23 protein-coding genes and 4 pseudogenes are annotated in these 21,656 nt (G+C 42.4%); 18 read left to right on the top strand and 9 right to left on the bottom strand.

The features are described from left to right. The 4 genes and pseudogenes from ACGF5R_RS18490 to ACGF5R_RS18475 all read left to right on the top strand — a co-directional run. The coding region (locus tag ACGF5R_RS18490) for an Rpn family recombination-promoting nuclease/putative transposase (RefSeq protein ID WP_387692129.1) at nucleotides 1–487 on the top strand (487 nt) is incomplete at its 5' end. Between the two features lie 141 nt (nucleotides 488–628). Further along, a pseudogene (locus tag ACGF5R_RS18485) lies at nucleotides 629–853 on the top strand (ISNCY family transposase); the annotation flags it as partial. A 400-nt stretch (nucleotides 854–1,253) separates the two neighbouring features. Continuing rightward, a complete protein-coding gene (locus tag ACGF5R_RS18480; RefSeq protein WP_387692127.1) occupies nucleotides 1,254–1,481 on the top strand; it encodes a hypothetical protein in 228 nt (75 codons plus the stop codon). A 52-nt stretch (nucleotides 1,482–1,533) separates the two neighbouring features. Further along, nucleotides 1,534–1,767 (top strand): hypothetical protein, encoded by a 234-nt coding sequence (locus ACGF5R_RS18475; protein ID WP_112876640.1) that lies wholly within the window; start codon nucleotides 1,534–1,536, stop codon nucleotides 1,765–1,767. A 393-nt stretch (nucleotides 1,768–2,160) separates the two neighbouring features. Here the strand turns inward: ACGF5R_RS18475 and pflA are convergent, their stop codons facing one another. The 4 genes from pflA to ycaO form a co-directional block, all read right to left on the bottom strand. Next, nucleotides 2,161–2,901: a pyruvate formate lyase 1-activating protein gene (gene pflA / locus ACGF5R_RS18470; RefSeq protein WP_387692125.1), complete on the bottom strand. Its 741-nt coding sequence runs from the start codon at nucleotides 2,899–2,901 to the stop codon at nucleotides 2,161–2,163. A gap of 73 nt (nucleotides 2,902–2,974) precedes the next feature. Then, the gene (pflB, locus tag ACGF5R_RS18465) at nucleotides 2,975–5,257 is read right to left on the bottom strand and encodes a formate C-acetyltransferase (RefSeq protein ID WP_112876638.1); all 2,283 of its coding nucleotides are present in this window, start codon (nucleotides 5,255–5,257) and stop codon (nucleotides 2,975–2,977) included. A gap of 55 nt (nucleotides 5,258–5,312) precedes the next feature. After that, on the bottom strand, nucleotides 5,313–6,170 hold the full coding sequence (gene focA / locus ACGF5R_RS18460) for a formate transporter FocA (protein ID WP_387692123.1): 858 nt from the start codon (nucleotides 6,168–6,170) through the stop codon (nucleotides 5,313–5,315). 319 nt (nucleotides 6,171–6,489) lie between these two features. After that, entirely contained in the window at nucleotides 6,490–8,253 is a 1,764-nt protein-coding gene (ycaO, locus tag ACGF5R_RS18455; protein WP_262981481.1) for a 30S ribosomal protein S12 methylthiotransferase accessory factor YcaO, read from the bottom strand. Nucleotides 8,254–8,391: 138 nt separating this feature from the next. Here ycaO and ansB point away from each other — a divergent pair, with 138 nt between their 5' ends. From ansB to ACGF5R_RS18395, 12 genes and pseudogenes are all read left to right on the top strand, one after another. Then, nucleotides 8,392–9,435 carry an L-asparaginase 2 gene (ansB, locus tag ACGF5R_RS18450; protein WP_112876635.1) on the top strand — a complete coding sequence of 348 codons (1,044 nt, stop codon included), beginning with the start codon at nucleotides 8,392–8,394 and terminating at the stop codon, nucleotides 9,433–9,435. Continuing rightward, nucleotides 9,432–9,830 carry a GNAT family N-acetyltransferase gene (locus ACGF5R_RS18445; protein ID WP_240000690.1) on the top strand — a complete coding sequence of 133 codons (399 nt, stop codon included), beginning with the start codon at nucleotides 9,432–9,434 and terminating at the stop codon, nucleotides 9,828–9,830. Before ansB ends, ACGF5R_RS18445 begins: the two co-directional genes overlap by 4 nt. Before the next feature lie 187 nt (nucleotides 9,831–10,017). After that, nucleotides 10,018–11,106, top strand: a complete 1,089-nt coding sequence (gene serC, locus ACGF5R_RS18440; RefSeq protein WP_112876634.1) for a 3-phosphoserine/phosphohydroxythreonine transaminase — start codon at nucleotides 10,018–10,020, stop codon at nucleotides 11,104–11,106. Between the two features lie 129 nt (nucleotides 11,107–11,235). Further along, nucleotides 11,236–12,522 carry a 3-phosphoshikimate 1-carboxyvinyltransferase gene (gene aroA, locus ACGF5R_RS18435; protein ID WP_112876633.1) on the top strand — a complete coding sequence of 429 codons (1,287 nt, stop codon included), beginning with the start codon at nucleotides 11,236–11,238 and terminating at the stop codon, nucleotides 12,520–12,522. Between the two features lie 179 nt (nucleotides 12,523–12,701). Then, the gene (gene cmk / locus ACGF5R_RS18430; RefSeq protein ID WP_112876632.1) at nucleotides 12,702–13,385 is read left to right on the top strand and encodes a (d)CMP kinase; all 684 of its coding nucleotides are present in this window, start codon (nucleotides 12,702–12,704) and stop codon (nucleotides 13,383–13,385) included. A 180-nt stretch (nucleotides 13,386–13,565) separates the two neighbouring features. Further along, nucleotides 13,566–15,239 carry a 30S ribosomal protein S1 gene (gene rpsA / locus ACGF5R_RS18425; RefSeq protein ID WP_065390862.1) on the top strand — a complete coding sequence of 558 codons (1,674 nt, stop codon included), beginning with the start codon at nucleotides 13,566–13,568 and terminating at the stop codon, nucleotides 15,237–15,239. A 65-nt stretch (nucleotides 15,240–15,304) separates the two neighbouring features. After that, a complete protein-coding gene (gene ihfB / locus ACGF5R_RS18420) occupies nucleotides 15,305–15,589 on the top strand; it encodes an integration host factor subunit beta (RefSeq protein WP_011145915.1) in 285 nt (94 codons plus the stop codon). Nucleotides 15,590–16,045: 456 nt separating this feature from the next. Further along, nucleotides 16,046–17,706: pseudogene (locus tag ACGF5R_RS18415) on the top strand (S-type pyocin domain-containing protein). A 1-nt stretch (nucleotide 17,707) separates the two neighbouring features. Next, nucleotides 17,708–17,962, top strand: coding sequence for a bacteriocin immunity protein (locus ACGF5R_RS18410; RefSeq protein WP_112876631.1), 255 nt, complete (start codon nucleotides 17,708–17,710; stop codon nucleotides 17,960–17,962). Between the two features lie 157 nt (nucleotides 17,963–18,119). After that, the gene (locus ACGF5R_RS18405; protein ID WP_387692132.1) at nucleotides 18,120–18,227 is read left to right on the top strand and encodes a hypothetical protein; all 108 of its coding nucleotides are present in this window, start codon (nucleotides 18,120–18,122) and stop codon (nucleotides 18,225–18,227) included. Next, nucleotides 18,224–18,382: a bacteriocin immunity protein gene (locus ACGF5R_RS18400; RefSeq protein ID WP_112876630.1), complete on the top strand. Its 159-nt coding sequence runs from the start codon at nucleotides 18,224–18,226 to the stop codon at nucleotides 18,380–18,382. Before ACGF5R_RS18405 ends, ACGF5R_RS18400 begins: the two co-directional genes overlap by 4 nt. A gap of 71 nt (nucleotides 18,383–18,453) precedes the next feature. After that, a pseudogene (locus tag ACGF5R_RS18395) lies at nucleotides 18,454–18,600 on the top strand (bacteriocin immunity protein); the annotation flags it as partial. 39 nt (nucleotides 18,601–18,639) lie between these two features. On the opposite strand, the gene ACGF5R_RS18390 reads toward ACGF5R_RS18395, so the two are convergent. The 4 genes and pseudogenes from ACGF5R_RS18390 to ACGF5R_RS18375 all read right to left on the bottom strand — a co-directional run bounded on the left by ACGF5R_RS18390 (nucleotide 18,640) and on the right by ACGF5R_RS18375 (nucleotide 20,402). Then, nucleotides 18,640–19,539, bottom strand: a complete 900-nt coding sequence (locus ACGF5R_RS18390) for a hypothetical protein (RefSeq protein WP_387692120.1) — start codon at nucleotides 19,537–19,539, stop codon at nucleotides 18,640–18,642. Between the two features lie 62 nt (nucleotides 19,540–19,601). After that, nucleotides 19,602–19,760, bottom strand: a complete 159-nt coding sequence (locus ACGF5R_RS18385; protein WP_387692118.1) for a hypothetical protein — start codon at nucleotides 19,758–19,760, stop codon at nucleotides 19,602–19,604. 317 nt (nucleotides 19,761–20,077) lie between these two features. After that, nucleotides 20,078–20,242 (bottom strand): annotated as a pseudogene (locus ACGF5R_RS18380) (IS630 family transposase); the annotation flags it as partial. A gap of 22 nt (nucleotides 20,243–20,264) precedes the next feature. After that, a complete protein-coding gene (locus ACGF5R_RS18375; RefSeq protein ID WP_387692116.1) occupies nucleotides 20,265–20,402 on the bottom strand; it encodes a hypothetical protein in 138 nt (45 codons plus the stop codon). Nucleotides 20,403–20,439: 37 nt separating this feature from the next. Here ACGF5R_RS18375 and ACGF5R_RS18370 point away from each other — a divergent pair, with 37 nt between their 5' ends. Next, on the top strand, nucleotides 20,440–20,730 hold the full coding sequence (locus tag ACGF5R_RS18370) for a nucleotidyltransferase family protein (protein WP_387692114.1): 291 nt from the start codon (nucleotides 20,440–20,442) through the stop codon (nucleotides 20,728–20,730). Between the two features lie 3 nt (nucleotides 20,731–20,733). Then, nucleotides 20,734–20,982: a DUF86 domain-containing protein gene (locus ACGF5R_RS18365; RefSeq protein WP_387692112.1), complete on the top strand. Its 249-nt coding sequence runs from the start codon at nucleotides 20,734–20,736 to the stop codon at nucleotides 20,980–20,982. A gap of 37 nt (nucleotides 20,983–21,019) precedes the next feature. On the opposite strand, the gene ACGF5R_RS18360 is transcribed toward ACGF5R_RS18365, so the two are convergent. After that, nucleotides 21,020–21,655 (bottom strand): LysE family translocator, encoded by a 636-nt coding sequence (locus ACGF5R_RS18360; protein ID WP_162120402.1) that lies wholly within the window; start codon nucleotides 21,653–21,655, stop codon nucleotides 21,020–21,022. Nucleotide 21,656: the final 1 nt, after the last annotated feature.

The raw sequence follows: 21,656 nt of genomic DNA, 5'->3' as shown, positions 1-21,656 counted from the left end.
GTTAGTGGACGTCAGTGTGCTCAGCGATGAAGAAATCCTGACACATAAAGGCGTTGCCCTGATGGAGCTGGTGCAAAAACACATTCGCTGCCGGGATATGCAGGAATGGGTCCCCCAATTGGTGGAACTCTTGAATGCGGGGTATAATACAGCCGAGCAGCGCAATGTTGTGTTAAGCTATATTTTACTGAATGGACATACGCTGGATCTCTCCCACTTTGTCCATCAACTGATTGAACAATCTCCGGAGCATGAAACGATGTTGATGACTATTGCAGAAGAGCTTGAACAAAGAGGGCGCGAGCAAGGTATCAAGCAAGGTATCAAGCAAGGTATTGAGCAAGGCCGAACAGAAGGCCGAACAGAAGGTAGAGAGGAAGGTAAACTGGAAACGGCTCGTGCCTTATTACGGCATGGCGTGAGTTTGGATATTATTGTCACCAGTACCGGACTGAGCCGGGATAAAATTGAAGCGTTAAAGCATTAAATTAATCTTCTGTTTCACAGTAAAATGCCGATATTCAAGATCGGCATTTTTGTTCTTATTCAAGGTGATGGCTGTACAGGGGACTTTTACGTTTGCCCGGCGAAGCTGAAACTGGTCAGACTGAAGCAACTATCTCCGAAGCATGAAACGATGTTGATGACTATTGCAGAAGAGCTTGAACAAAGAGGGCGCGAGCAAGGTATCAAGCAAGGTATTGAGCAAGGCCGAACAGAAGGCCGAACAGAAGGTAGAGAGGAAGGTAAACTGGAAACGGCTCGTGCCTTATTACGGCATGGCGTGAGTTTGGATATTATTGTCACTAGTACCGGACTGAGCCGGGATAAAATTGAAGCGTTAAAGCATTAAATTAATCTTCTCTTTCACAGCAAAATGCCGATATTCAAGATCGGCATTTTTGTTCTTACAGGATGATGACTATACAAGGGACTTTTACGTTTGCCTGGCGAAGCTGAAACCTATCAGACGGAAGCAACTTTATCGGGGCCCTAAGAGCGTGGGGAACGCGATTAAGTGAGTTGTTTGCGGAAACAAATGACTCATTCTGTTTCGTTAAAACCTCAATGTTCATGTGCCTGATGTGACCGTTTATTACTGATTTTGGTATCCAAACAGAGTTCATGAATTCCTTTGTTGTAAGGTATCAAAATTTACAAATTCTGGTACCGGGGAATTTGCTACATAATGCAATATTAAAAGCCATGATATTCTGAAGTTGTTATTGCGACTTTAAAATGTCACTTCTGGAATGAAAGAGTGGGGTGATTGGCTTTATCTTCTGAGGCGACCCCTTGTTGTTTTAATGGAGACTGTAATTAATCTTTATGGAGTTTTATTTGCTGTGGTTATTTCAATGCCTATTGCACTTTTCTTGATGTCAGTTAACTTATTTATATTTATGAAGAAATATAAAAATATAGCACATCGTGATAAATATTTTTCTGATTATGTGGATTGTTTTCTTTTTATATTATGATGAAATTTAGTGTATATTAATCAGATTGCTTACTTATTGGGATGTTTAGATAATGACAAAACAGAAAATAGAGGCATTATTAATGATAAAGAGTGGATTTAATTCTCGTGAGATAAACTTAATAAAATCAGTTGAAAAAAGAGATGGAATACCGATAGCAGATGAAATTAATTTGTTAGGGAATAGGTTTTATACCCTATGGATTTCAAGATGGATCGCGACGGCAAGGGAGTGCAGCCAACAAAGAGGCAATTTGAAAGATAACGGATATATAAGTCGTTTATAAATAAGGTTTCATAATTCCGCTACACGTAGCTTCCTTCAACCCATTGTTATACATAGGGTTGTTAGTAGATAAGGTGTAGCACCATTTTGGAAAGTTATTTATTTATGAAAAGATATAAACGACTTATACCTTAATCTTTTATTCGTTATATGAATCATATGCTGACTCGCTTATTGGCTTGACCGCAAGGTACCCCCATTTTGAAATAATAATCACTGCTTCTATTACGATCTCTGTTTAATATGAAGTCCATCTTTAATAAGCCATTTCATCCCAAATACTATATCCACTTGTGCGTGTAGTTTGATCCTGGCAAGCCAGAGTTTGATATTTAAAATGGTTTTTCCTACTGTTTTTAAACGTCATTTCAGAGATGGAAGTTAACTAATTTAATTAATAGACAACCTTATGACCATAACTTTCCAAAATGTTTTTCACTCTCTCCATTGTCTCTTTTGCTGGCGGTTTTACACCTTCCAACTGATATTTTTCCCCCATAGTTGTCCATTTATGTTTACCCAGTTCGTGATAAGGCAGAAGCTCGATTTTTTCAATATTTTTCATATCTTTGGTAAATTCACCTAGCTTATGAACGGATTCATTATCATCGGACCAACCCGGAACCACAACGTAACGAATCCAGGTTTTCTGGTTACGTTTAGCCAGATAGCGGACAAACTCCAAGGTGCGATGATTGGAGACACCGACTAATTTCTGATGAATCTCATCATTAAGTTGCTTCAAATCGAGCATAACGAGATCTGTGGCATCCATTAATTCATCAATAACCGGACCATAGCGGCGGACAAATCCATTAGTGTCAAGACAAGTATGAATACCTTCGGCACGACAGGCTCGGAACCAGTCACGTACAAATTCAGTTTGAAGAACGGCTTCACCACCCGATGCAGTAACCCCGCCACCGGATGCGTTCATAAAATGACGATAGGTTGTCGCTTCTTTTATCAATTCTTCAACAGTCACGTCTTTGCCGCCGTGGGTATCCCATGTGTCGCGGTTATGGCAATAGAGACAACGCATCAGGCAACCTTGAAAGAAAACAATAAACCGGATACCGGGGCCATCAACGGTGCCACAGGATTCGAAAGAGTGGATACGACCAAGTACGGACATAACAGGTTTACTCCAAAACTGGCAGGATAAACGAATAGAGGCCCTAAAATTCAGGGCCTTTGCTAACAAATTATTACATAGATTGGGTAAAAGTACGGGTAATTACATCCTGTTGTTGCTCTTTAGTCAGTGAGTTGAAACGTACGGCATAACCTGATACCCGGATGGTGAGCTGAGGGTATTTCTCAGGGTCTTCCATGGCATCGAGCAGCATGTCACGGTTCATCACATTGACGTTCAAATGCTGACCACCTTCAATTTCTGCTTCATGGTGGAAATAACCATCCAGCAAACCAGCCAGATTAGTTTTGCGTGTTTCATCATCTTTGCCTAACGCGTTTGGTACGATAGAGAAGGTATAAGAGATACCATCTTTTGCATAGGCGAAAGGCAATTTAGCCACAGAGGTCAAAGAGGCGACGGCACCTTTTTGATCACGACCATGCATTGGATTGGCACCGGGTCCAAATGGTGCGCCAGCACGACGTCCGTCAGGGGTGTTACCGGTTTTCTTACCATATACCACGTTAGAAGTGATAGTCAGAACGGATTGTGTCGGTACCGCGTTGCGATAAGTATTCAGTTTCTGGATTTTTTTCATGAAACGTTCAACCAAATCACAGGCGATATCATCAACACGTGAGTCGTTGTTACCGAATTGTGGATATTCACCTTCAATCTTGAAATCAACCGCTAAACCATTTTCATCACGAATCGGTGTCACTTTGGCATATTTGATGGCAGACAATGAGTCAGCGGCGACAGATAGACCGGCAATGCCACAGGCCATAGTACGGTAAACATCACGGTCGTGCAGTGCCATCAGTGCCGCTTCATAGCTATACTTATCATGCATATAGTGAATGATGTTTAGTGCAGTAACATACTGTTTTGCCAGCCAATCCATAAAGTGATCCATGCGGGCCATAACCTTGTCGTAATCCAGCACTTCATCTTTTATTGGCTCTTCTTTCGGGCCAACCTGCATTTTCAGCTTTTCATCTACACCGCCGTTAATAGCGTACAGCATCGTTTTAGCCAGATTTGCGCGGGCGCCGAAGAATTGCATCTGTTTACCCACAATCATAGGGCTGACGCAACAAGCAATAGCGTAATCATCGTTGTTGAAGTCAGGGCGCATCAAATCATCGTTCTCATATTGCAAAGATGAGGTATCGATGGAAACTTTTGCCGCGAATTTTTTGAAATTTGTCGGCAGTTTTTCGGACCATAGGATGGTCATGTTGGGTTCTGGTGATGGGCCCATTGTGTATAGGGTGTTCAGGAAGCGGAAACTATTTTTAGTCACCAGCGTGCGACCATCTATTCCCATACCTGCCAGAGATTCTGTTGCCCAGATTGGGTCACCGGAAAACAGTTCGTCGTATTCAGGTGTCCGCAGGAAACGAACCATACGCAGTTTCATCACCAGATGGTCAATTAATTCCTGAGCTTCAACTTCTGTCAGCTTACCCGCTTTCAGGTCACGTTCGATGTAGATATCCAGGAAACTGGAAACGCGACCGAAGGACATTGCGGCACCATTTTGAGACTTAACCGCTGCCAGATAAGCGAAATAAGTCCACTGTATCGCTTCCTTAGCGTCAGTGGCGGGGCCAGAAATATCATAGCCGTATTTAGCCGCCATCTCTTTAATCTGGCCCAGAGCGCGGTGCTGTTCAGCGATTTCTTCACGCAATTGAATAATCATTGCCAGATCTTCACCGTTTTCCAGTTTTTCCTGCAATGAATTGAACTGAGCTAATTTATCATCACGCAAGAAATCGATACCGTATACTGCAACACGACGGTAGTCACCAATAATGCGACCACGGCCATAGGCATCAGGCAGACCTGTCAGAACACCAGATTTTCGGCATTTAAGAATATCTGGTGTGTAAACATCGAAAACGCCTTGATTATGCGTTTTGCGGTATTCAGTGAAAATCTGTTTCAATTTAGGATCGAGTTCACGGCCATAAACTTTACATGATCCTTCTACCATTTTGATGCCGCCAAATGGGATTAGGGCACGTTTTAATGGGGCTTCCGTTTGCAGGCCAACAATGGTTTCCAGATCTTTTTCGATATAACCTGCGTCGTGGGAGGTAATAGTAGCAGCAACATCAGTATCAAAATCAACCGGCGCATGAGTGCGGTTTTCGATTTTGATACCTTCCATGACTTTTTCCCATAAGGTATCGGTCGCTTTTGTCGAACCTGCCAGGAAAGATTCATCACCCTCATATGGCGTATAGTTTTTTTGGATGAAGTCACGAACATTGACTGCGCTTTGCCAATCACCCAGGTTAAAACCTTGCCATGCTACAGAGAACTTTTTATTTAATTCAGTCATGATACTTCTACCTTTGTAATAATCGAACTTTTAAGAAATCAGGCGAGAGAGCTAATTAATGTTTTTGCTCACTACGCAGATAAATTGACCAGTAAGTTAAACCCACCAAAATGGCGCCACCGATAATGTTACCAATAGTGACTGGAATTAAATTGTTAGTAATAAAGTGTGCAATGGTGAGTTGAGAAAATTGTTCAGGCGTTGCCCCTACGTTAATCCAAAATTCAGTTGGTGCGAAATGTTTAATAGCAACACCAAGCGGGATTAAAAATATATTCGCAATACTGTGCTCAAAGCCGCTGGCAACGAACATACTTACTGGCAAAATCATGGCGAATATTTTGTCCATTAAACTACGTCCGGCATAACTCATCCAAACAGCGAGACAAACCATTAAATTGGCGAGAATGCCTAAAAATAGCGCTTCAATAAAAGAGTGATGCATTTTATGGTTTGCTGTTTGCAAGACATTCAAGCCCCATAATCCGTCGGCAACACGGTATTGACCGGCAAACCAGATAATGGCGACGAAAAATAGCGCGCCAATCAAATTACCGAGATAAACGTTAATCCAGTTTTTAATCATTTGATACCAGGTTATACGCCCGGTGGCTTTGGAAATAATCGTCAACACAGTAGAAGTAAATAAATCTGCTCCGCAAACGACTACTAACATTAATCCAAGGGAAAAACAGATACCGCCGACTAATTTAGCTAGCCCATAAGGGACAGATGTGGTTCCTGTAGTCGCGGTAATATAAAAGACGAATGCAATGGAAATAAAAATTCCGGCAGTTATTGCTGACAGATAGGTAATGGCAACAGGTTTAGTAGTTTTATAAACACCAATGTCATTGGCGATTTGTGTCATTATCGCAGGTGGTAATAGGTTAAAGGGGGTGTCAGCTTTCATACCAACATTCTCTTTATCATTAATAAGTTACGGTACGTAATGATAGTAACAAAGGCGTGAAGGGGAGAATTTGATATAGATCATAATTCCCTGAGAGTGGACTCTGTTTTGGGGAGTGAAAATGGTTTAAATTCAACTTAACCTGTTGATTTTAATAAAATAAAAAAATTTTAAAAATTATAATATTTTTTTATTTAACCCATTGGTAGGAAGTTTGGTAAGTAAAATTACAGGCCAAATTGTTATTTACTTGTTGTTGCAAATAAATTTAATTTAACCTGAATTTTACTTTTAATTATAAATTGTCTTTTCTACAATTTTATTTTGCGTTCCAGAAATCGCATTTTGCTTTTTGCAGCTTCTCATAAGCAGCCAATAAAGCCTGATGAGCGGGCAGTGATTTTAAATCTGCATCAACTGACCACAGACCATAAAAACAGTGTTCACCAGAAATAGCTGCTGATGCTGCTTCAACAGCATCTTGCCCATACATTTTTACGAATGCTTGATAATATTGTGTAGGCGCTTTATCCGCTTCCAGAGCAAGTAAAAGTAGTGTTTGCAAACAGCGATAATAATTAGCGCGTTCGGCCGTAAAGATTGAGGCGTTAAAATCTTGAGTCCATTCTACCCAAATTAAAGCCTGTTCCAAATCACCGCCAGCCAGCGCCAACATGGATTTTAGTTCACCAATCCGTAAATTGCTCCAGCCATTATCTTTACCCACCGCAATGCCAAACAACTCACGGATACGGGTAAAATCATCCAAACCTTCTTCATCTAATTGCTCAATCAGTGCCAGATATTCTTCGGCTTGCCACTGGCTATCCGGTAATGCTAATAAAGCTTCCCGCAAATGCGTTCCCATCGTGTTATTAGCAAGATGTAAATCTTCCACAGGATAAATATCAGACATTCCCGGAACCAAAATACGGCAGGCATAAACACCAAGGTGCTCGTAGTCAGCAATATAAACTTCGGCATCCAATTGTTTGAAGATAGCCATCAAAGTGGCGAACTCTTCTTCTGTCGTGCCGCTGAAATTCCAGTCATCGAACGCATAATCAGCATCTTGTTTGAATAAATCCCAACTGATTAAACCGCTCGAATCGATAAAGTGAGTTTCCAGATTGGTATGTTCTGCCACTTCTTCATTATCGAAAGTCGGCGCATTGAACACATCCAGATCTTTCAAACTGCGTCCTTGTAATAATTCGGTCACAGTACGTTCCAGTGCTACACCAAATTCAGGATGTGCACCAAAAGAGGCGAAACAAGTCCCGTTATTGGGATTAAACAGCACTACGCAAATAACCGGGAACTGTCCACCGAGAGAGGCGTCATAACAATAGAGTGGGAAACCTTCATCCTGTAATTTGCTGACTGCGGCGACAACGCCGGGATAACGGTTCATCACTTCCTGGGGAATTTCTGGCAGGCTGATGCCTTCGGCGATAATACGATTTTTCACATAGCGTTCAAAAATTTCAGATAATCCCTGAACTCTGGCTTCATTCATAGTGTTGCCAGCTGACATACCATTGGAAACATAAAGATTGCCAATAATATTCATCGGAATATAGACGGTATGATCATCAGACTGACGAGTAAATGGCAGCGAGCAGATACCACGCTCTTCATTACCTGATTGCAAATCGACTAACTGACTGGCGCATAACTCATTTTCAGGATTATAAAATTGGTGTAACCGGTCATCCAGAATGCCTGCTGGTAGAGAATCATCTTCCGGTAAAGCAAACCATTTTTCATTCGGATAATGGACAAAATCACCGTTAGCGATAGCTTCGCCTAAATAGAAGTCAGCAAAAAAATAGTTAGTTGACAAGCGTTCAAAATACTCCCCTAAAGCAGAAGCTAAAGCGGCTTTCTTGCTGGCACCTTTGCCATTGGTAAAACAGAGAGGGCAATCGCGGTCGCGGATATGAACCGACCAGACATTAGGAACCGGGTTCAGCCATGAAGCTTCTTCGATATTAAAACCAAGGTGTTGCAGTTTTTGCTGAAAACGGTTGATTGAGTCTTCCAGTGCGGCGTCTTTGCCGGGAATAAAGGTTTGCGTCATGGTATTCACTTATGAGTGCTCGTTATGGGGCGCTCATCATACGAGTTTTTTTTCAGTAGCTAAAGTCTGGTATGTATCACAGATTTATTGTTATCATCATCCATAATCTAACAGGATATTTTTTATTAAGGAAGAAGCATGAAAAAGATGAAACACACAGCTTTAGCCAGTTTATTGGCATTAATTAGTGGTTCTGCTTTTGCTTTACCAAATATTACGCTTTTGGCGACAGGAGGGACGATTGCGGGTGGTGGGAAGTCTGCAATCCAATCCAACTATGTTGCTGGAAGAGTTGCTATTGATGAATTAGTCAATGCTATTCCTGAGATCAAAGATATCGCCAACCTAAAAGGTGAGCAGGTGGTGAGTATTGGTTCGCAGGATATGAATGATCAGGTGTGGTTGACGCTAGCGAAAAGAATCAACGCTGATTGTGGCAAGACCGATGGTTTTGTTATCACCCACGGTACTGACACAATGGAAGAAACTGCTTACTTCCTCGATCTAACTACCCACTGCCAGAAACCGATTGTCATGGTTGGTGCGATGCGCCCGTCTACGGCGCTTGGTGCCGATGGCCCGTTAAATCTGTATAACGCTGTGGTGGTTGCCGGTGATCAAGCATCAGCCAAACGTGGTGTGTTGATGGCAATGAATGATGCGGTTATCAGTGGGCGCACTGTGGTGAAAATGAGCACCACCGAAGTTCAGGCATTCCAGCCAGTTAATGCGGGTGCTGAGGGCTTTGTTCATAATGGCAAAGTCAATTATTACGCTGACGCTAAGCCGAGAGCGAGTAAGGCGATTTTTGATGTCAGTAAACTGGATAAACTGCCTAAAGTAGGCATTGTCTATAACTATGCCAATGCGTCTGATCTGCCGGCGAAAGCTCTGTTGAGAGATGGTTACCAAGGTATTGTCAGCGCTGGTGTGGGCAACGGTAATATGTATAAGGCGATTTTCGATACTTTGGCTCAAGCGGCTAAAGATGGGGTTGTGGTCGTCAGATCAAGCCGTGTACCGGTGGGATATGTTACTCAGGATGCGGAAGTGGATGATAGCAAGCATGGCTTTGTCGCTTCTGAACGTCTGAACCCACAAAAGGCCAGAGTGCTTTTACAATTAGCTCTGACTGAAACGCGTGATCCGGTAAAAATTCACGAGATGTTTGTGAAATATTGATTTGTGATTCAGAGATAACAATAGAGCGCACAGGTGCAGCTTGTTTTGTTGCGCTTCATGATCACCGGGTAGTGGGATATTATACTCTGGCTGCTGCCGGTATCCAGTTGACCAACCTCCCTACGGTTACTATTAAGAAACTGCCACGATACCCAACAGTGCCGGCAGTACGGATGGGGAGGTTGGCCGTTGATCAGGCATTTAGAAATCAGGGACTCGGTGGAGCATTGCTAGCTGATGCTATTGAGAGGACCATTCGTGCCGAAATTGCGTCTTATGCGCTGCTTGTTGATGCAAAAGATGATAATGCAGTGCGATTTTACCGACATCATGGCTTTATTGCTTTACCCGATTCGTCATTTCACATTATTCCTTCCTCTCATAGCTGTAGATAAAAAAGGTAAAAAATAAGCGGCTCACCTGTAATAGCGCTGAATGAACAAGTTTATTGGCTATTTTTGCGATAGTTTTGTTCAACGTTTGAATAACCATTGCAGCAATGAAATGGGAATGGTACAACCGATATATCAGATTATTTATTGTTATCAATCATTGTTATTTCGTCAGAATAAGGTGAGGTAAATGAATCAGGTATATAATTTCAGTTCAGGTCCCGCTATGTTACCGGTCGAAGTATTGCGTAGAGCTGAACAAGAGCTCTGTAACTGGCATGGTATTGGGACTTCAATTATGGAAATTAGTCACCGAGGTAAGGAATTTGTCGCAGTGGCAAAGGAAGCTGAAAATGATCTGAGAGATCTATTGTCAGTGCCTGAAAACTATAAAGTATTGTTCTGCCATGGTGGCGCCCGTGGTCAATTTGCCGCTATCCCAATGAACCTGCTGGGTGATAATGTTAAAGCTGATTATATTGATGGTGGTTACTGGGCTGAATGTGCAGTCAAAGAAGCAGAAAAATATTGCACGCCGAATGTAATTAATATCAAAACCGAAATTAATGGCTTGAAAGGCGTTAAGCCAATGAGTGAATGGTTATTAAGTAATGATGCGGCTTATGTCCATTATTGCCCGAATGAAACCATTGATGGTATCGCAATTCATAAAGAGCCAGATTTTGATGATAATAAAATTATTATTGCGGATTACTCTTCCTCTATTCTTTCCGGGCCGTTAGATGTTAGCCGTTATGGTATGATTTATGCTGGAGCGCAGAAAAATATTGGTCCGGCGGGGCTCACACTGGTTATTGTTCGTGAAGATTTATTAGGCAAAGCCCGTAAAGAAACCCCGTCTATTCTTGATTATACGGTGCTGGCAGAGAATGACTCCATGTTCAACACGCCGCCAACGTTTGCCTGGTATCTCTCTGGTTTGGTCTTCAAGTGGATGAAAGAGCAAGGCGGGGTACAAGAGATGGCAAAACGTAACCGTGCTAAGGCTGAGTTACTTTATAATGCCATTGATAACAGTGATTTCTACCATAACCAAGTCGTCCTTGAAAATCGTTCCCTGATGAATGTGCCGTTCAAGACGGCTGATGCCTCACTGGACAGCAAATTTCTGGCAGAAGCAGATGCACAAGGGTTGCAGGCATTGAAAGGTCACCGGGTTTCCGGCGGTATGCGTGCTTCTATTTATAATGCAATGCCTGTCGAAGGGGTTCAGGCTTTAGTTGATTTTATGGCTGATTTTGAGCGTCGTAACGGCTGATTTGTCAACTTTACCGGGAACAATGGTTCCCGGTCTATCTCAGGGTAGAAAAAAATATTTCCTCAAACGTAACAATGACTCACTTATAATTAAAAATAACCTAATTGAGAATCGGAGAGCCTGTTATTTATGCAATCCCTGATGCTACAACCTATTTCTTCCATTAGTGGAACTATTAACCTGCCAGGATCAAAAAGTGTTTCCAACCGTGCGTTATTACTGGCAGCCTTTGCTAAAGGTACTACCTGCTTAACTAACTTGTTGGACAGTGATGATATTCGTCATATGCTCAATGCCTTGGCTGCGTTGGGTGTCAGTTATCGTTTATCTGATGATCGTACCCGTTGTGAAGTTGACGGTATTGGTGGATTGATTACCCATAAAGGGCCGGTAGAACTGTTTCTGGGTAATGCCGGCACAGCAATGCGTCCCCTAACCGCCGCGTTATGCTTGGGAAAAAATGACGTCGTTCTTACCGGCGAACCTCGGATGAAAGAGCGCCCGATTGGTCATCTGGTGGATGCTTTGCGCCAAGGGGGCGCAGAAATTGATTATCTGGAGCAGGAAAATTATCCGCCGTTACACGTCAAAGGGGGTTTTGTTGGCGGCAAAGTGACGGTAGATGGCCGGGTTTCCAGCCAATTTTTGACCGCATTGCTGATGGCTGTACCATTGGCGGAAAATGATTCTGAGATTCATATTCAAGGGGAATTGGTTTCCAAACCTTATATTGATATCACTCTGGCATTGATGAAAAGTTTTGGTATTACCGTAAATCACGATCAATATCAGATTTTCCATATTAAAGGCCAACAGCAATACGTTTCTCCGGGCCACTATTTGGTTGAAGGTGATGCCTCTTCTGCTTCCTATTTTCTGGCGGCCGCAGCAATTAAAGGTGGTACTGTGCGGGTGACCGGAGTTGGTAAAAATAGCCTTCAAGGGGATATCAAATTTGCCAATGTGCTGGAGAAAATGGGGGCGAAAATTCGTTGGGGTGATGACTTTGTTGAATGTGAACGAGGCTCTCTCACTGGCATTGATATGGACATGAATGAGATTCCTGATGCAGCTATGACCATTGCAACCACTGCGTTGTTTGCGGCAGGGGAGACCGTCATTCGCAATATATACAATTGGCGGGTAAAAGAGACGGATCGGCTGCATGCGATGGCAACTGAATTGCGTAAAGTCGGTGCAGAGGTGGAAGAGGGGAGTGATTACATTCGCATCACACCACCACCAAGATTGTTACCTGCTGAAATTGGTACCTATAATGATCATCGAATGGCGATGTGTTTCTCATTGGTGGCGCTGTCCGATACACCGGTTACCATTCTCGATCCAGGTTGTACAGCAAAGACCTTTCCTGATTATTTCAATCAATTGGAGAGATTAAGCCAGCGAAAGTCATAATTATCGATTATTATGATTTAATAAAGCGTATTTCTTTGATCAAAATCTATCTACATGGCATGCGCTTATTTCGTTCACTCTGTGAGTGCGTATAATAAACGGCAGATATTGATTATTTTATTGAGTAAATATTCAGCATCTGGTGAAGTGTTAACTTGCCATGCTAAAGGAGAACAATAATGGTGGCGATAGCCCCAGTAATAACTGTTGATGGGCCAAGTGGTGCAGGTAAAGGAACATTATGCCAGGCACTGGCAGAGGCCTTAGGCTGGCAACTGCTTGATTCAGGTGCTATTTATCGAGTATTGGCACTGGCAGCGATTCATCATCAGGTGGATATCCAGTCTGAAGACGCGTTAGTTCCTCTGGCTGCTAATCTTGATGTGCGCTTTGTCCCTAGAAAAGGGAAGCTCAGTGTGATGCTTGAGGGCGAGGATGTCAGTAATGAGATCCGGACCGAGACGGTCGGCAATACTGCCTCGCAGGCGGCTGCTTTTCCACGAGTTCGTGAAGCCTTGTTACGGCGTCAGCGTGCTTTTCGGGTTGCACCGGGCTTGATTGCAGATGGCCGTGATATGGGAACTGTGGTGTTTTCTGATGCCCCGGTAAAAATATTCCTTGATGCCAGTGCAGAAGAACGTGCGCACAGACGTATGCTACAGTTGCAGGAAAAAGGCTTTAGTGTTAACTTTGAATGTCTTTTGTCCGAGATACAGGAACGTGATTACCGTGACCGTAACCGGGCAGTTGCGCCGTTAGCGCCGGCTGGAGATGCATTAATATTGGATTCAACCAGTATGTCTATCGAAGAAGTTATCGACAAGGCGCTAAATTATGCGAAAAAAATTCTCTCAATTACCTGAGCGATTTTAAGTTTTTAGCTTATAATTGATGACGACCTACTAAAAACTAGGTACGCGGGTAGAGAATTTTTCCGCAAACCAGACAACCTTGTTACAGGGAATCGTAGCAGGGCATGTAAAACAACCCCATTCGGCGGGAAGCTAAATGGACGTTAAATTAAAATCTTGAAGATCATTAACATGACAGAATCTTTTGCTCAACTCTTTGAAGAATCCCTGCAATCTATTGAAACTCGTCCAGGTGCTATCGTTCGCGGCATCGTTGTTGCTATTGATAAAGACGTTGTATTGGTCGATGCAGGTCTGAAATCAGAATCCGCTATTCCTGTAGAACAGTTTAAAAATGTTCAGGGTGAGCTGGAAATCCAGGTCGGTGATGAAATTGATGTTGCTCTAGACGCTGTTGAAGATGGTTTTGGTGAAACTGTTCTGTCTCGTGAGAAAGCAAAACGCCATGAAGCGTGGCTGATGCTGGAAAAAGCTTACGAAGACGCAGAAACAGTTACCGGCATCATCAACGGTAAAGTAAAAGGCGGTTTTACTGTTGAACTGAACGGTATCCGCGCATTCCTGCCTGGTTCTCTGGTTGATGTTCGTCCAGTTCGTGATACAACTCACCTGGAAGGTAAAGAGCTTGAGTTTAAAGTCATCAAACTGGATCAGAAACGCAACAACGTCGTGGTTTCTCGTCGTGCTGTTATCGAATCTGAAAACAGTGCAGAACGTGATCAACTGCTGGAAAACCTGCAAGAAGGTATGGAAGTTAAAGGTATCGTTAAGAACCTGACTGACTACGGCGCATTTGTTGATCTGGGTGGCGTTGATGGCTTGCTACACATTACTGATATGGCTTGGAAACGTGTTAAACATCCAAGTGAAATCGTCAATGTGGGCGATGAAATCGCAGTTAAAGTACTGAAATTTGACCGTGAGCGTACCCGTGTATCTCTGGGCCTGAAACAACTGGGCGAAGATCCTTGGGTAGCAATCGCTAAGCGTTATCCAGAAAGTACTAAACTGACTGGTCGCGTAACTAACCTGACTGATTACGGTTGCTTCGTAGAAATCGAAGAAGGCGTTGAAGGTCTGGTACACGTTTCAGAAATGGACTGGACCAACAAAAACATCCACCCATCTAAAGTGGTTAACGTTGGTGACGTTGTGGAAGTTATGGTTCTGGATATCGACGAAGAACGTCGTCGTATCTCCTTAGGTCTGAAACAGTGTAAAGCTAACCCTTGGCAGCTATTTGCTGAAACTCACAACAAAAATGACCGTGTTGAAGGTAAGATCAAGTCTATTACTGACTTTGGTATCTTCATTGGTCTGGATGGCGGCATTGATGGCTTGGTTCACCTGTCTGACATCTCCTGGAACGTTGCTGGAGAAGAAGCAGTTCGTGAATACAAAAAAGGTGATGAAATCGCGGCTGTTGTTCTGCAAGTTGATGCAGAACGTGAGCGTATCTCTCTGGGCATCAAACAACTGGCGGAAGATCCATTCAATAACTACCTGTCTGTGAACAAGAAAGGTGCTATTGTGACTGGTAAAGTGACCGCGGTTGATGCTAAAGGTGCGACAGTAGAACTGGCTGACGGCGTTGAAGGTTACCTGCGTGCATCAGAAGCTTCTCGTGACCGTGTTGAAGATGCAACGCTGGTTCTGAATGTGGGTGATGCAGTTGAAGCCAAATATACTGGTGTTGATCGCAAAAACCGCGTTATCAACCTGTCTGTTCGCGCTAAAGACGAAGCTGACGAAAAAGACGCTATCGCTTCTGTGAACAAGCAAGAAGACGCAAACTTTGCAAACAATGCAATGGCTGAAGCTTTCAAAGCAGCGAAAGGCGAATAATTCAAGTGAATAACGGTGGATAACACGTAAGTGTTATCCAAGTGCGGTAGTTTAGGGAGGTACTCATGACCAAGTCTGAATTAATTGAAAGACTTGCTGGCCAGCAATCTCATATTTCGGCCAAAACCGTTGAAGATGCAGTGAAAGAAATACTCGACCATATGGCAATAACATTGGCAGATGGTGAACGTATAGAGGTACGCGGATTCGGCAGTTTTTCTCTTCACTACCGTGCTCCGCGCGTAGGTCGTAACCCTAAAACCGGTGATAAAGTGGAGCTGGAAGGTAAATACGTTCCCCATTTTAAACCTGGCAAAGAGTTGCGTGATCGCGTGAATATCTACGATTAAGTTTGAAGATAACAAGTTATTGCTTATTCTAAACAGTGTTTCGATGCTGTTTTAGATTCATCACAAAGTGCTGGCCTTTTGGTCAGCACTTTTTTGATCTAATCAAGACTCATATAAAAAGAGCTGATTTTTATACTGAGAAAACCTACCCCATGAATCCTGCTAATCTGATGTTGTGTCCTTAGAAACCATTTGCATGCAAAACCAATATCGTCATTGGTTGCAAATTTATTCGTGATATTTGCTTTTGATAAAAAATTGTATATAAATTTTTATAAATCATGAGGTATTATTAGCATCAGGCAACTTAATTTCGATAAATTTCGGAATATTCCTATATATCTTTAAGCGAAATCTATTGCATCATTGAACGCTTATTAATCCATAAGTGGTGAAAACATGATGATTTCAGTTAGAACCACTCTTCATACGGTGAATTAATGGAGAAGTGAATAGATGGCAATAGGATATTTCCTGCTGGTTGGTGATAAAACAACTTGTGGCGGCCAGATTATTACTGGTGACCACACTATGACATCTGACGGGTGAGCAACTGCTCGTGAAGGGGATAAGGTTACCTGTGGTAAACATCCCGGCACTTACATCATTAACAGATATGTTTGACATGGGGAGTAAGCTGGCGGGCACATTGGATAGCATTAGTACTTGTCCCTGTCGGGCCCGATTTATTAATTCAGTGATGGACAGTTACGAGAAACAGGAGCAGCTTCGTCAACAAGCACCTGCTCATATGGCAGCGCAAAACTTCTCATCACCGGTGAAGGAAATGGGAAATATCCAATCCTCACCACCGCCTGTAACCCAGGCTCCTCCTCCGATCCCGGTATTTGCCAAATCCCGTCAGCGAGGTAAAGGCTGTACCGATGCCGGTACAGAAACTGAACCGGTAAATAACTTTGGTAGGATGGCGATATGTCAGGTTCCGTTATCTCCTGCTCCGGTAATGGTATCAAAACCTGAACAGCCCCCGCAGAGTAATAAACACCCACCTAAACCGGATAAACCGCAGGATAAAAAATTACCGTGGTATAAACGGTGGCTTAGCGGCAGCAAAGATAAGGCCGAAGCTGCTGCTATCGCGGTGACTGCAACTACCCGTAGCGCTATAGCGGATAGTGAAGCATTGGTGATGCGTTACATTGGCGGTGGTATTACCAGCGCCGGGCGTTGGCTGGCGGTACCAAATCCGTTGACAGTCGGATTAATGGGGCTGTTTTATTCATCCGGGTTAAATGAAGGCGAGGAAGATTACTTAAACCAGCATCATCTTAGTGAGATTGCAGAACAGCTTGGTAAAGCGCCGACCCGTGTTCGTTTTCGCTGGATTAGAGATGGAAAAAGCGGCAGGATGACAGTTCAGGGGTATCACGTCAGCCCGGAGAGTGGTCTGGATAAAGTGCCGGTTCGTATGATGAAACTAAATCCGGCTACCGGTAATTACGAGTTCTGGGAACAAGGAGAAAATCGGCCAACGATTTTATGGACGCCAAACGAACAGGAATTTAAGGTTCCTCCCCATACTGGGAATGAGGAACAGCCGTTTATCTCGTCGCAGATAACGATATTACCGATTCCGGATAAAGTGGGTAGCGATATTGAATCGTTGCCGATACCGGAAGACAAGGATTTTCGCGATTACATTCTGGTATTTCCAGCCAATTTAGGTGTTAAACCGATCTATGTGATGTTTAATACCCCCCGAAATCAACCGGGAGTGGTGACTGGTCGAGGGCAAAAAGTTGAGGGTAATTGGTTAAGTCTTGCAGGACAAGATATGGGAGCGCCGATTCCCAGTCAGATAGCGGATAAGTTGCGAGGGAGGACATTTAATAATTTCGATGATTTTAGAAGAGCGTTTTGGAAAGAGGTTGGTAATGATCCTGAGTTGGTAAAGGATTTTTCTGATGTAAATAAAAAAAGAATTAGAGTATGCGCCATTTTCCATTCCAACTGAACAAATAGGTGGAAAGAAAAAATTCGATATCCACCATGTAAAACCAATTAAAGATGGTGGAGCTGTCTATGATATTGATAATTTACGAGTGGTAACACCGAAAAAACATATTGAACTCCATTCTAACAGAGAGGGTATGTAAGATGGAACTGAAAAATAAACTGGAAGATTATACTGAAGCTGAATTCTTATCCCTATTGAATAAAATATGGGCGGTGGATGTTTCAGAGGAAGAACATGATAATTTAATAGATCATTTTGAAAAACTTGTAGAACATCCAAACGGAAATGGACTAATTTTCTATCCGGAGAATGGAGTTGAAGATAGCCCGGAAGGTGTGCTCAAAGTTATAAAAGAATGGCGAGCCGAAAACGGTAAACCGGGCTTTAAAGAATAGCAGTCGAATAAGTGATGAAAAGGGTTTTTACAATCCTTTTCATCACGCAGATTAATACTTTGTGGATAATATACCAACATTGAATCGCTGCCGGTGTTGGAATTATATCTTAGTATTTCCAGCCGATTTTGGCATTAAATCGATCTAACAATATGAAATACATCATGTTCAGTTTATTAAAGATGATGGTTCTGTTTATGGACTCAATAACCTGCGAGTAGTAACTCCGAAGCGACATATTGAAATTCATAAAAATGGTAAATGAATATGAAAAAGATATCTGATTATACAAAAAAAGAGTTCCTTGATTTTGTCATAGGCATTTGTACCGATACATACTCCATAGAGAAAGATCATATATACCCGTTATCTTTCAAGTTGCCTCTTTGTTGGCTGCACTCGCTCACCCCGGTCACATAGTTTCCTATGCTCCCGGGGATTGACTCCCTTGCCGTCGCGATGCATCTTGAAATCCATAGGGTATAGTTGCTGTCATGGAATTTGAGCGTCTATCAGAACAGCCTGCTGGGTCTGATCTTCTATATTACCCAGAGTATGGGAAAAGTGGTCCTAGTGCCATAGTGCATGAAATAAAAGAATGGAGAGCTAGAAACGGTAAACCGGGCTTTAAAAAATAGCGGTCTGAAACACCCAATAGGGCGTTCGTTCTTATAAAGTTATTGGTCTAACTGTAAGTGAGATCTTAATCTAATATATTGATTTTTATGATGTTCAGCCATTCTTCTTAACTCTTCATCAAGAAACATATCCGGCAACTCGTAATCATCCCTGTGTTCAGAGAGATTAACTTGAAGTGATTCAAGAACTTTATGGAGTTCAATCCAATACTTCACAAGACAGTGATGCTGGGATCGTTCTTGTAGCAGATAACCAAAGTCTTCAACATATTTTCTGGCTGTTCGAAAATCTTCATGCTCAAGTCTTTCTAACAGAAAGTAATAAGCAGGGATCATCAGACTTCTGATGCGCTCTTTCTCGACCTCAATATCGTCTTTGACTTTATTCACAATGTTGGCGAGGCGAGATCGAATACAAGCGATAGGATTCAAAACGCGGACGAACTCATGAGAGCCTGGCGCTGCATTAATCATAAAACGTTCTGTATTTAAGTATAGTTTGTCGCCAGATAAATCGTCGTATTCAAAACCTGCTGGCCGGTCAATGATATCAACAAGGTTACATTCATCATTGTTATCAGGGTTAGAGAACAATCGGCCTTCATGCTCTTTAATCGTCTTTGTGTCCTTATCGGTCAGGAGGCATATTGCAATAGATGGGAGATCAAGTGGGTTGCTATAATGAGGTTCAACGTTGAATGCTCTGGCGATATTTTCAACATTGTTTCGTTTTGTTACATAATCGACATCAACAGAAGTTATGAAAACTTCGTTAGGTAAATTATTTTTCGAGTATTTATGAAGGTATGTATTTACCCAGTAGCGCACGGCTTGACCACCAACAGTGATTGCTGGCCCTGCTAAGCTATCAGCGTTTTGGATTAACTCTTGATTGAGCAAATAAATTTGCTCAGAAGGCGGTATGTGTTCAACAGTCATAAAAAAGAGCTAAATATTATAAACACTTGGCTCAATATATCATGTTCGGTACAGGGGAAGAATCAGAAGTTCGGAGCCATATCTGCAACGGAGCTACCTGATGGCACACTTAAAGCTGGCCTTTGTATAAAGGGCTGTGGAGTTGCATGACCACTCTTCTGCTCTTTTACACGTTGAGCGTAGGCAACATGTTGTGCTTTTTTGATATCAGGTGCATTCATCTTGAAGTTCTCCCTACGAGGGAATTAATTTAAGAGATCTTTGCACAAAATATATGCCAAAGTCACAGCAACTTCAACTAAGTTTGTTGGATCATGTTTTTAATGGCGTAAACGCCTTATCGGATAACACAACGGAACGGGGCAGGAAATTGAGAATATTCTAGCCGTAGTTCTTGAATTTAATGCGTGTGTCGAGAATCGTTACCGCTCCGGTATCCTCTGTTCAGTACGGATAAGATGTCCCATAGCTTGATACAACCCTTCTCGTTTAATTAACAATAAGTAATGAAACCAGAGCAGTTGTTTTGAATAAGGTTTCATAATAGTGCTACACCCATTTTTTGTCTTCCTGGTTTTTGCTGTGATGAAAACGATTTCAACAAGGCATCAACATAATTAAGCAACTGCCACATAAATTGACAACTATGATTTCGCGTTACTGTCTCATGGAGCGATTGCTATAACCGTTCTATCTTATTTAGTACTACAGCCGTACTTCTTTTTTCAACAGAAGAAACGCTGATAGGAAAGCTTCAATTCATGCGATTTTCCTGTGTCATGAACGTCAGAAAAAACACGGATTTTGGCACCGACATTGATGATGGAAAGCGGGCTTTGGTATTGCTTTCCTTTTGGTGCCACATATTATAAAACCAGATTTTGTTGCGGAGTTAATGGCATGAAACCATCAATAGTCTTAGCTGCCAATCGGGCGGCCATCCGTCGCGTAGTGGAATCTCATCGTGCTCGTAATGCCCGTGTTTTCGGGTCTGTTATACACGGTGATGATACCGAAGACAGTGACTTGGACATCCTGATTGACCCGACGCCGGAAACCACCCTCTTTGACATTGGCGCGATCCGGCACGAGTTGTTGCAACTGCTCGGTGTGCCAGTGGATGTGTTGACTCCGAAGGCACTACCAGAGAAATTCAGGGCGGCTATTCTTGCCGAGGCTGTGCCTGTATGAGCTGTGATCCGCAACTTCGAGATCATCGGCGAGGCCAGTAATAACATTGGGAAGCATTATCCCAATTTCGCTGTTGCTAACCCTGAATTGCCATTGTCGTTTGCTTACCAGATGCGTAATGCTTTGGCTCATGGCTACTTCAAGGTGGATTTTGAGATTGTTTGGAAAACGATCCACAGTGCTTTACCGGGGCTTGACCAGCAAGTTCTAGAAGTAATGCCTAAGGATCTCCACGAAATTTCGTTTGATTAAAAACGTTATTCGACCCTCAGGCATAGCATTTCCTGACTTAAGAAAATTTCAGATTAAATAATGTTATTGAATATGAAAAGAAATAGATTCCAAGCATAATAAGAACGACACCGCTGGTGTAATTAATAAACTTGATAACACGGTGACTGAGCATTTTCCTGGAGAAGAATATCACAGTATTAATAAAGGCAACCCAAACAATGACGCCAATAATTGTCCCTGCTGCACCAATAGCTAAACTATATTTACCTGATGCAATATTGTTGAGTTGTGCGCTGACAGACAGCCAAAAAATAACATTGTATGGATTTAATAGTGTCAACAATACACCATCAAAAAATTGTCTATGATAGGGTTTGGAGATGATATTGATATTTTCCTCATTTTTCTTATTTATGAAGCTGGTAATACCAAACCAAATGACCATCAATGCGCCTAAAAACCCAAAAATAGGCATAAAAATAGTATTGGAAAACAATTGTAATATACCAAAACCTAAAAGTAATAAATAAATTATATCGGCAAAACAAGCACCTAAGCCAAAAATTACTGCGTGAAGACAACTGATATTCAAGTGTCTACGCATAATTTCTATATTTATAGGGCCAACGGGAGCCGCAGCTCCCAATCCTAAAAGAAAAAATGTTCCTAATGTACTGATTACACCAACCATA

The sequence above is a fragment of the Photorhabdus sp. RM71S genome, from assembly GCF_042879355.1.
GTDB lineage: Bacteria > Pseudomonadota > Gammaproteobacteria > Enterobacterales > Enterobacteriaceae > Photorhabdus > Photorhabdus kayaii.
This window is presented reverse-complemented; position numbering and strand designations above follow the sequence as displayed.

Coding starts and splice junctions, on each gene's coding strand:
- ACGF5R_RS18480 (WP_387692127.1), top strand. CDS start 1,254: ATGAAAGAGTGGGGTGATTGGCTTTATCTTCTGAGGCGACCCCTTGTT.
- ACGF5R_RS18475 (WP_112876640.1), top strand. CDS start 1,534: ATGACAAAACAGAAAATAGAGGCATTATTAATGATAAAGAGTGGATTT.
- pflA (WP_387692125.1), bottom strand. CDS start 2,901: ATGTCCGTACTTGGTCGTATCCACTCTTTCGAATCCTGTGGCACCGTT.
- pflB (WP_112876638.1), bottom strand. CDS start 5,257: ATGACTGAATTAAATAAAAAGTTCTCTGTAGCATGGCAAGGTTTTAAC.
- focA (WP_387692123.1), bottom strand. CDS start 6,170: ATGAAAGCTGACACCCCCTTTAACCTATTACCACCTGCGATAATGACA.
- ycaO (WP_262981481.1), bottom strand. CDS start 8,253: ATGACGCAAACCTTTATTCCCGGCAAAGACGCCGCACTGGAAGACTCA.
- ansB (WP_112876635.1), top strand. CDS start 8,392: ATGAAAAAGATGAAACACACAGCTTTAGCCAGTTTATTGGCATTAATT.
- serC (WP_112876634.1), top strand. CDS start 10,018: ATGAATCAGGTATATAATTTCAGTTCAGGTCCCGCTATGTTACCGGTC.
- aroA (WP_112876633.1), top strand. CDS start 11,236: ATGCAATCCCTGATGCTACAACCTATTTCTTCCATTAGTGGAACTATT.
- cmk (WP_112876632.1), top strand. CDS start 12,702: ATGGTGGCGATAGCCCCAGTAATAACTGTTGATGGGCCAAGTGGTGCA.
- rpsA (WP_065390862.1), top strand. CDS start 13,566: ATGACAGAATCTTTTGCTCAACTCTTTGAAGAATCCCTGCAATCTATT.
- ihfB (WP_011145915.1), top strand. CDS start 15,305: ATGACCAAGTCTGAATTAATTGAAAGACTTGCTGGCCAGCAATCTCAT.
- ACGF5R_RS18410 (WP_112876631.1), top strand. CDS start 17,708: ATGGAACTGAAAAATAAACTGGAAGATTATACTGAAGCTGAATTCTTA.
- ACGF5R_RS18400 (WP_112876630.1), top strand. CDS start 18,224: ATGAATATGAAAAAGATATCTGATTATACAAAAAAAGAGTTCCTTGAT.
- ACGF5R_RS18390 (WP_387692120.1), bottom strand. CDS start 19,539: ATGACTGTTGAACACATACCGCCTTCTGAGCAAATTTATTTGCTCAAT.
- ACGF5R_RS18385 (WP_387692118.1), bottom strand. CDS start 19,760: ATGAATGCACCTGATATCAAAAAAGCACAACATGTTGCCTACGCTCAA.
- ACGF5R_RS18370 (WP_387692114.1), top strand. CDS start 20,440: ATGAAACCATCAATAGTCTTAGCTGCCAATCGGGCGGCCATCCGTCGC.
- ACGF5R_RS18360 (WP_162120402.1), bottom strand. CDS start 21,655: ATGGTTGGTGTAATCAGTACATTAGGAACATTTTTTCTTTTAGGATTG.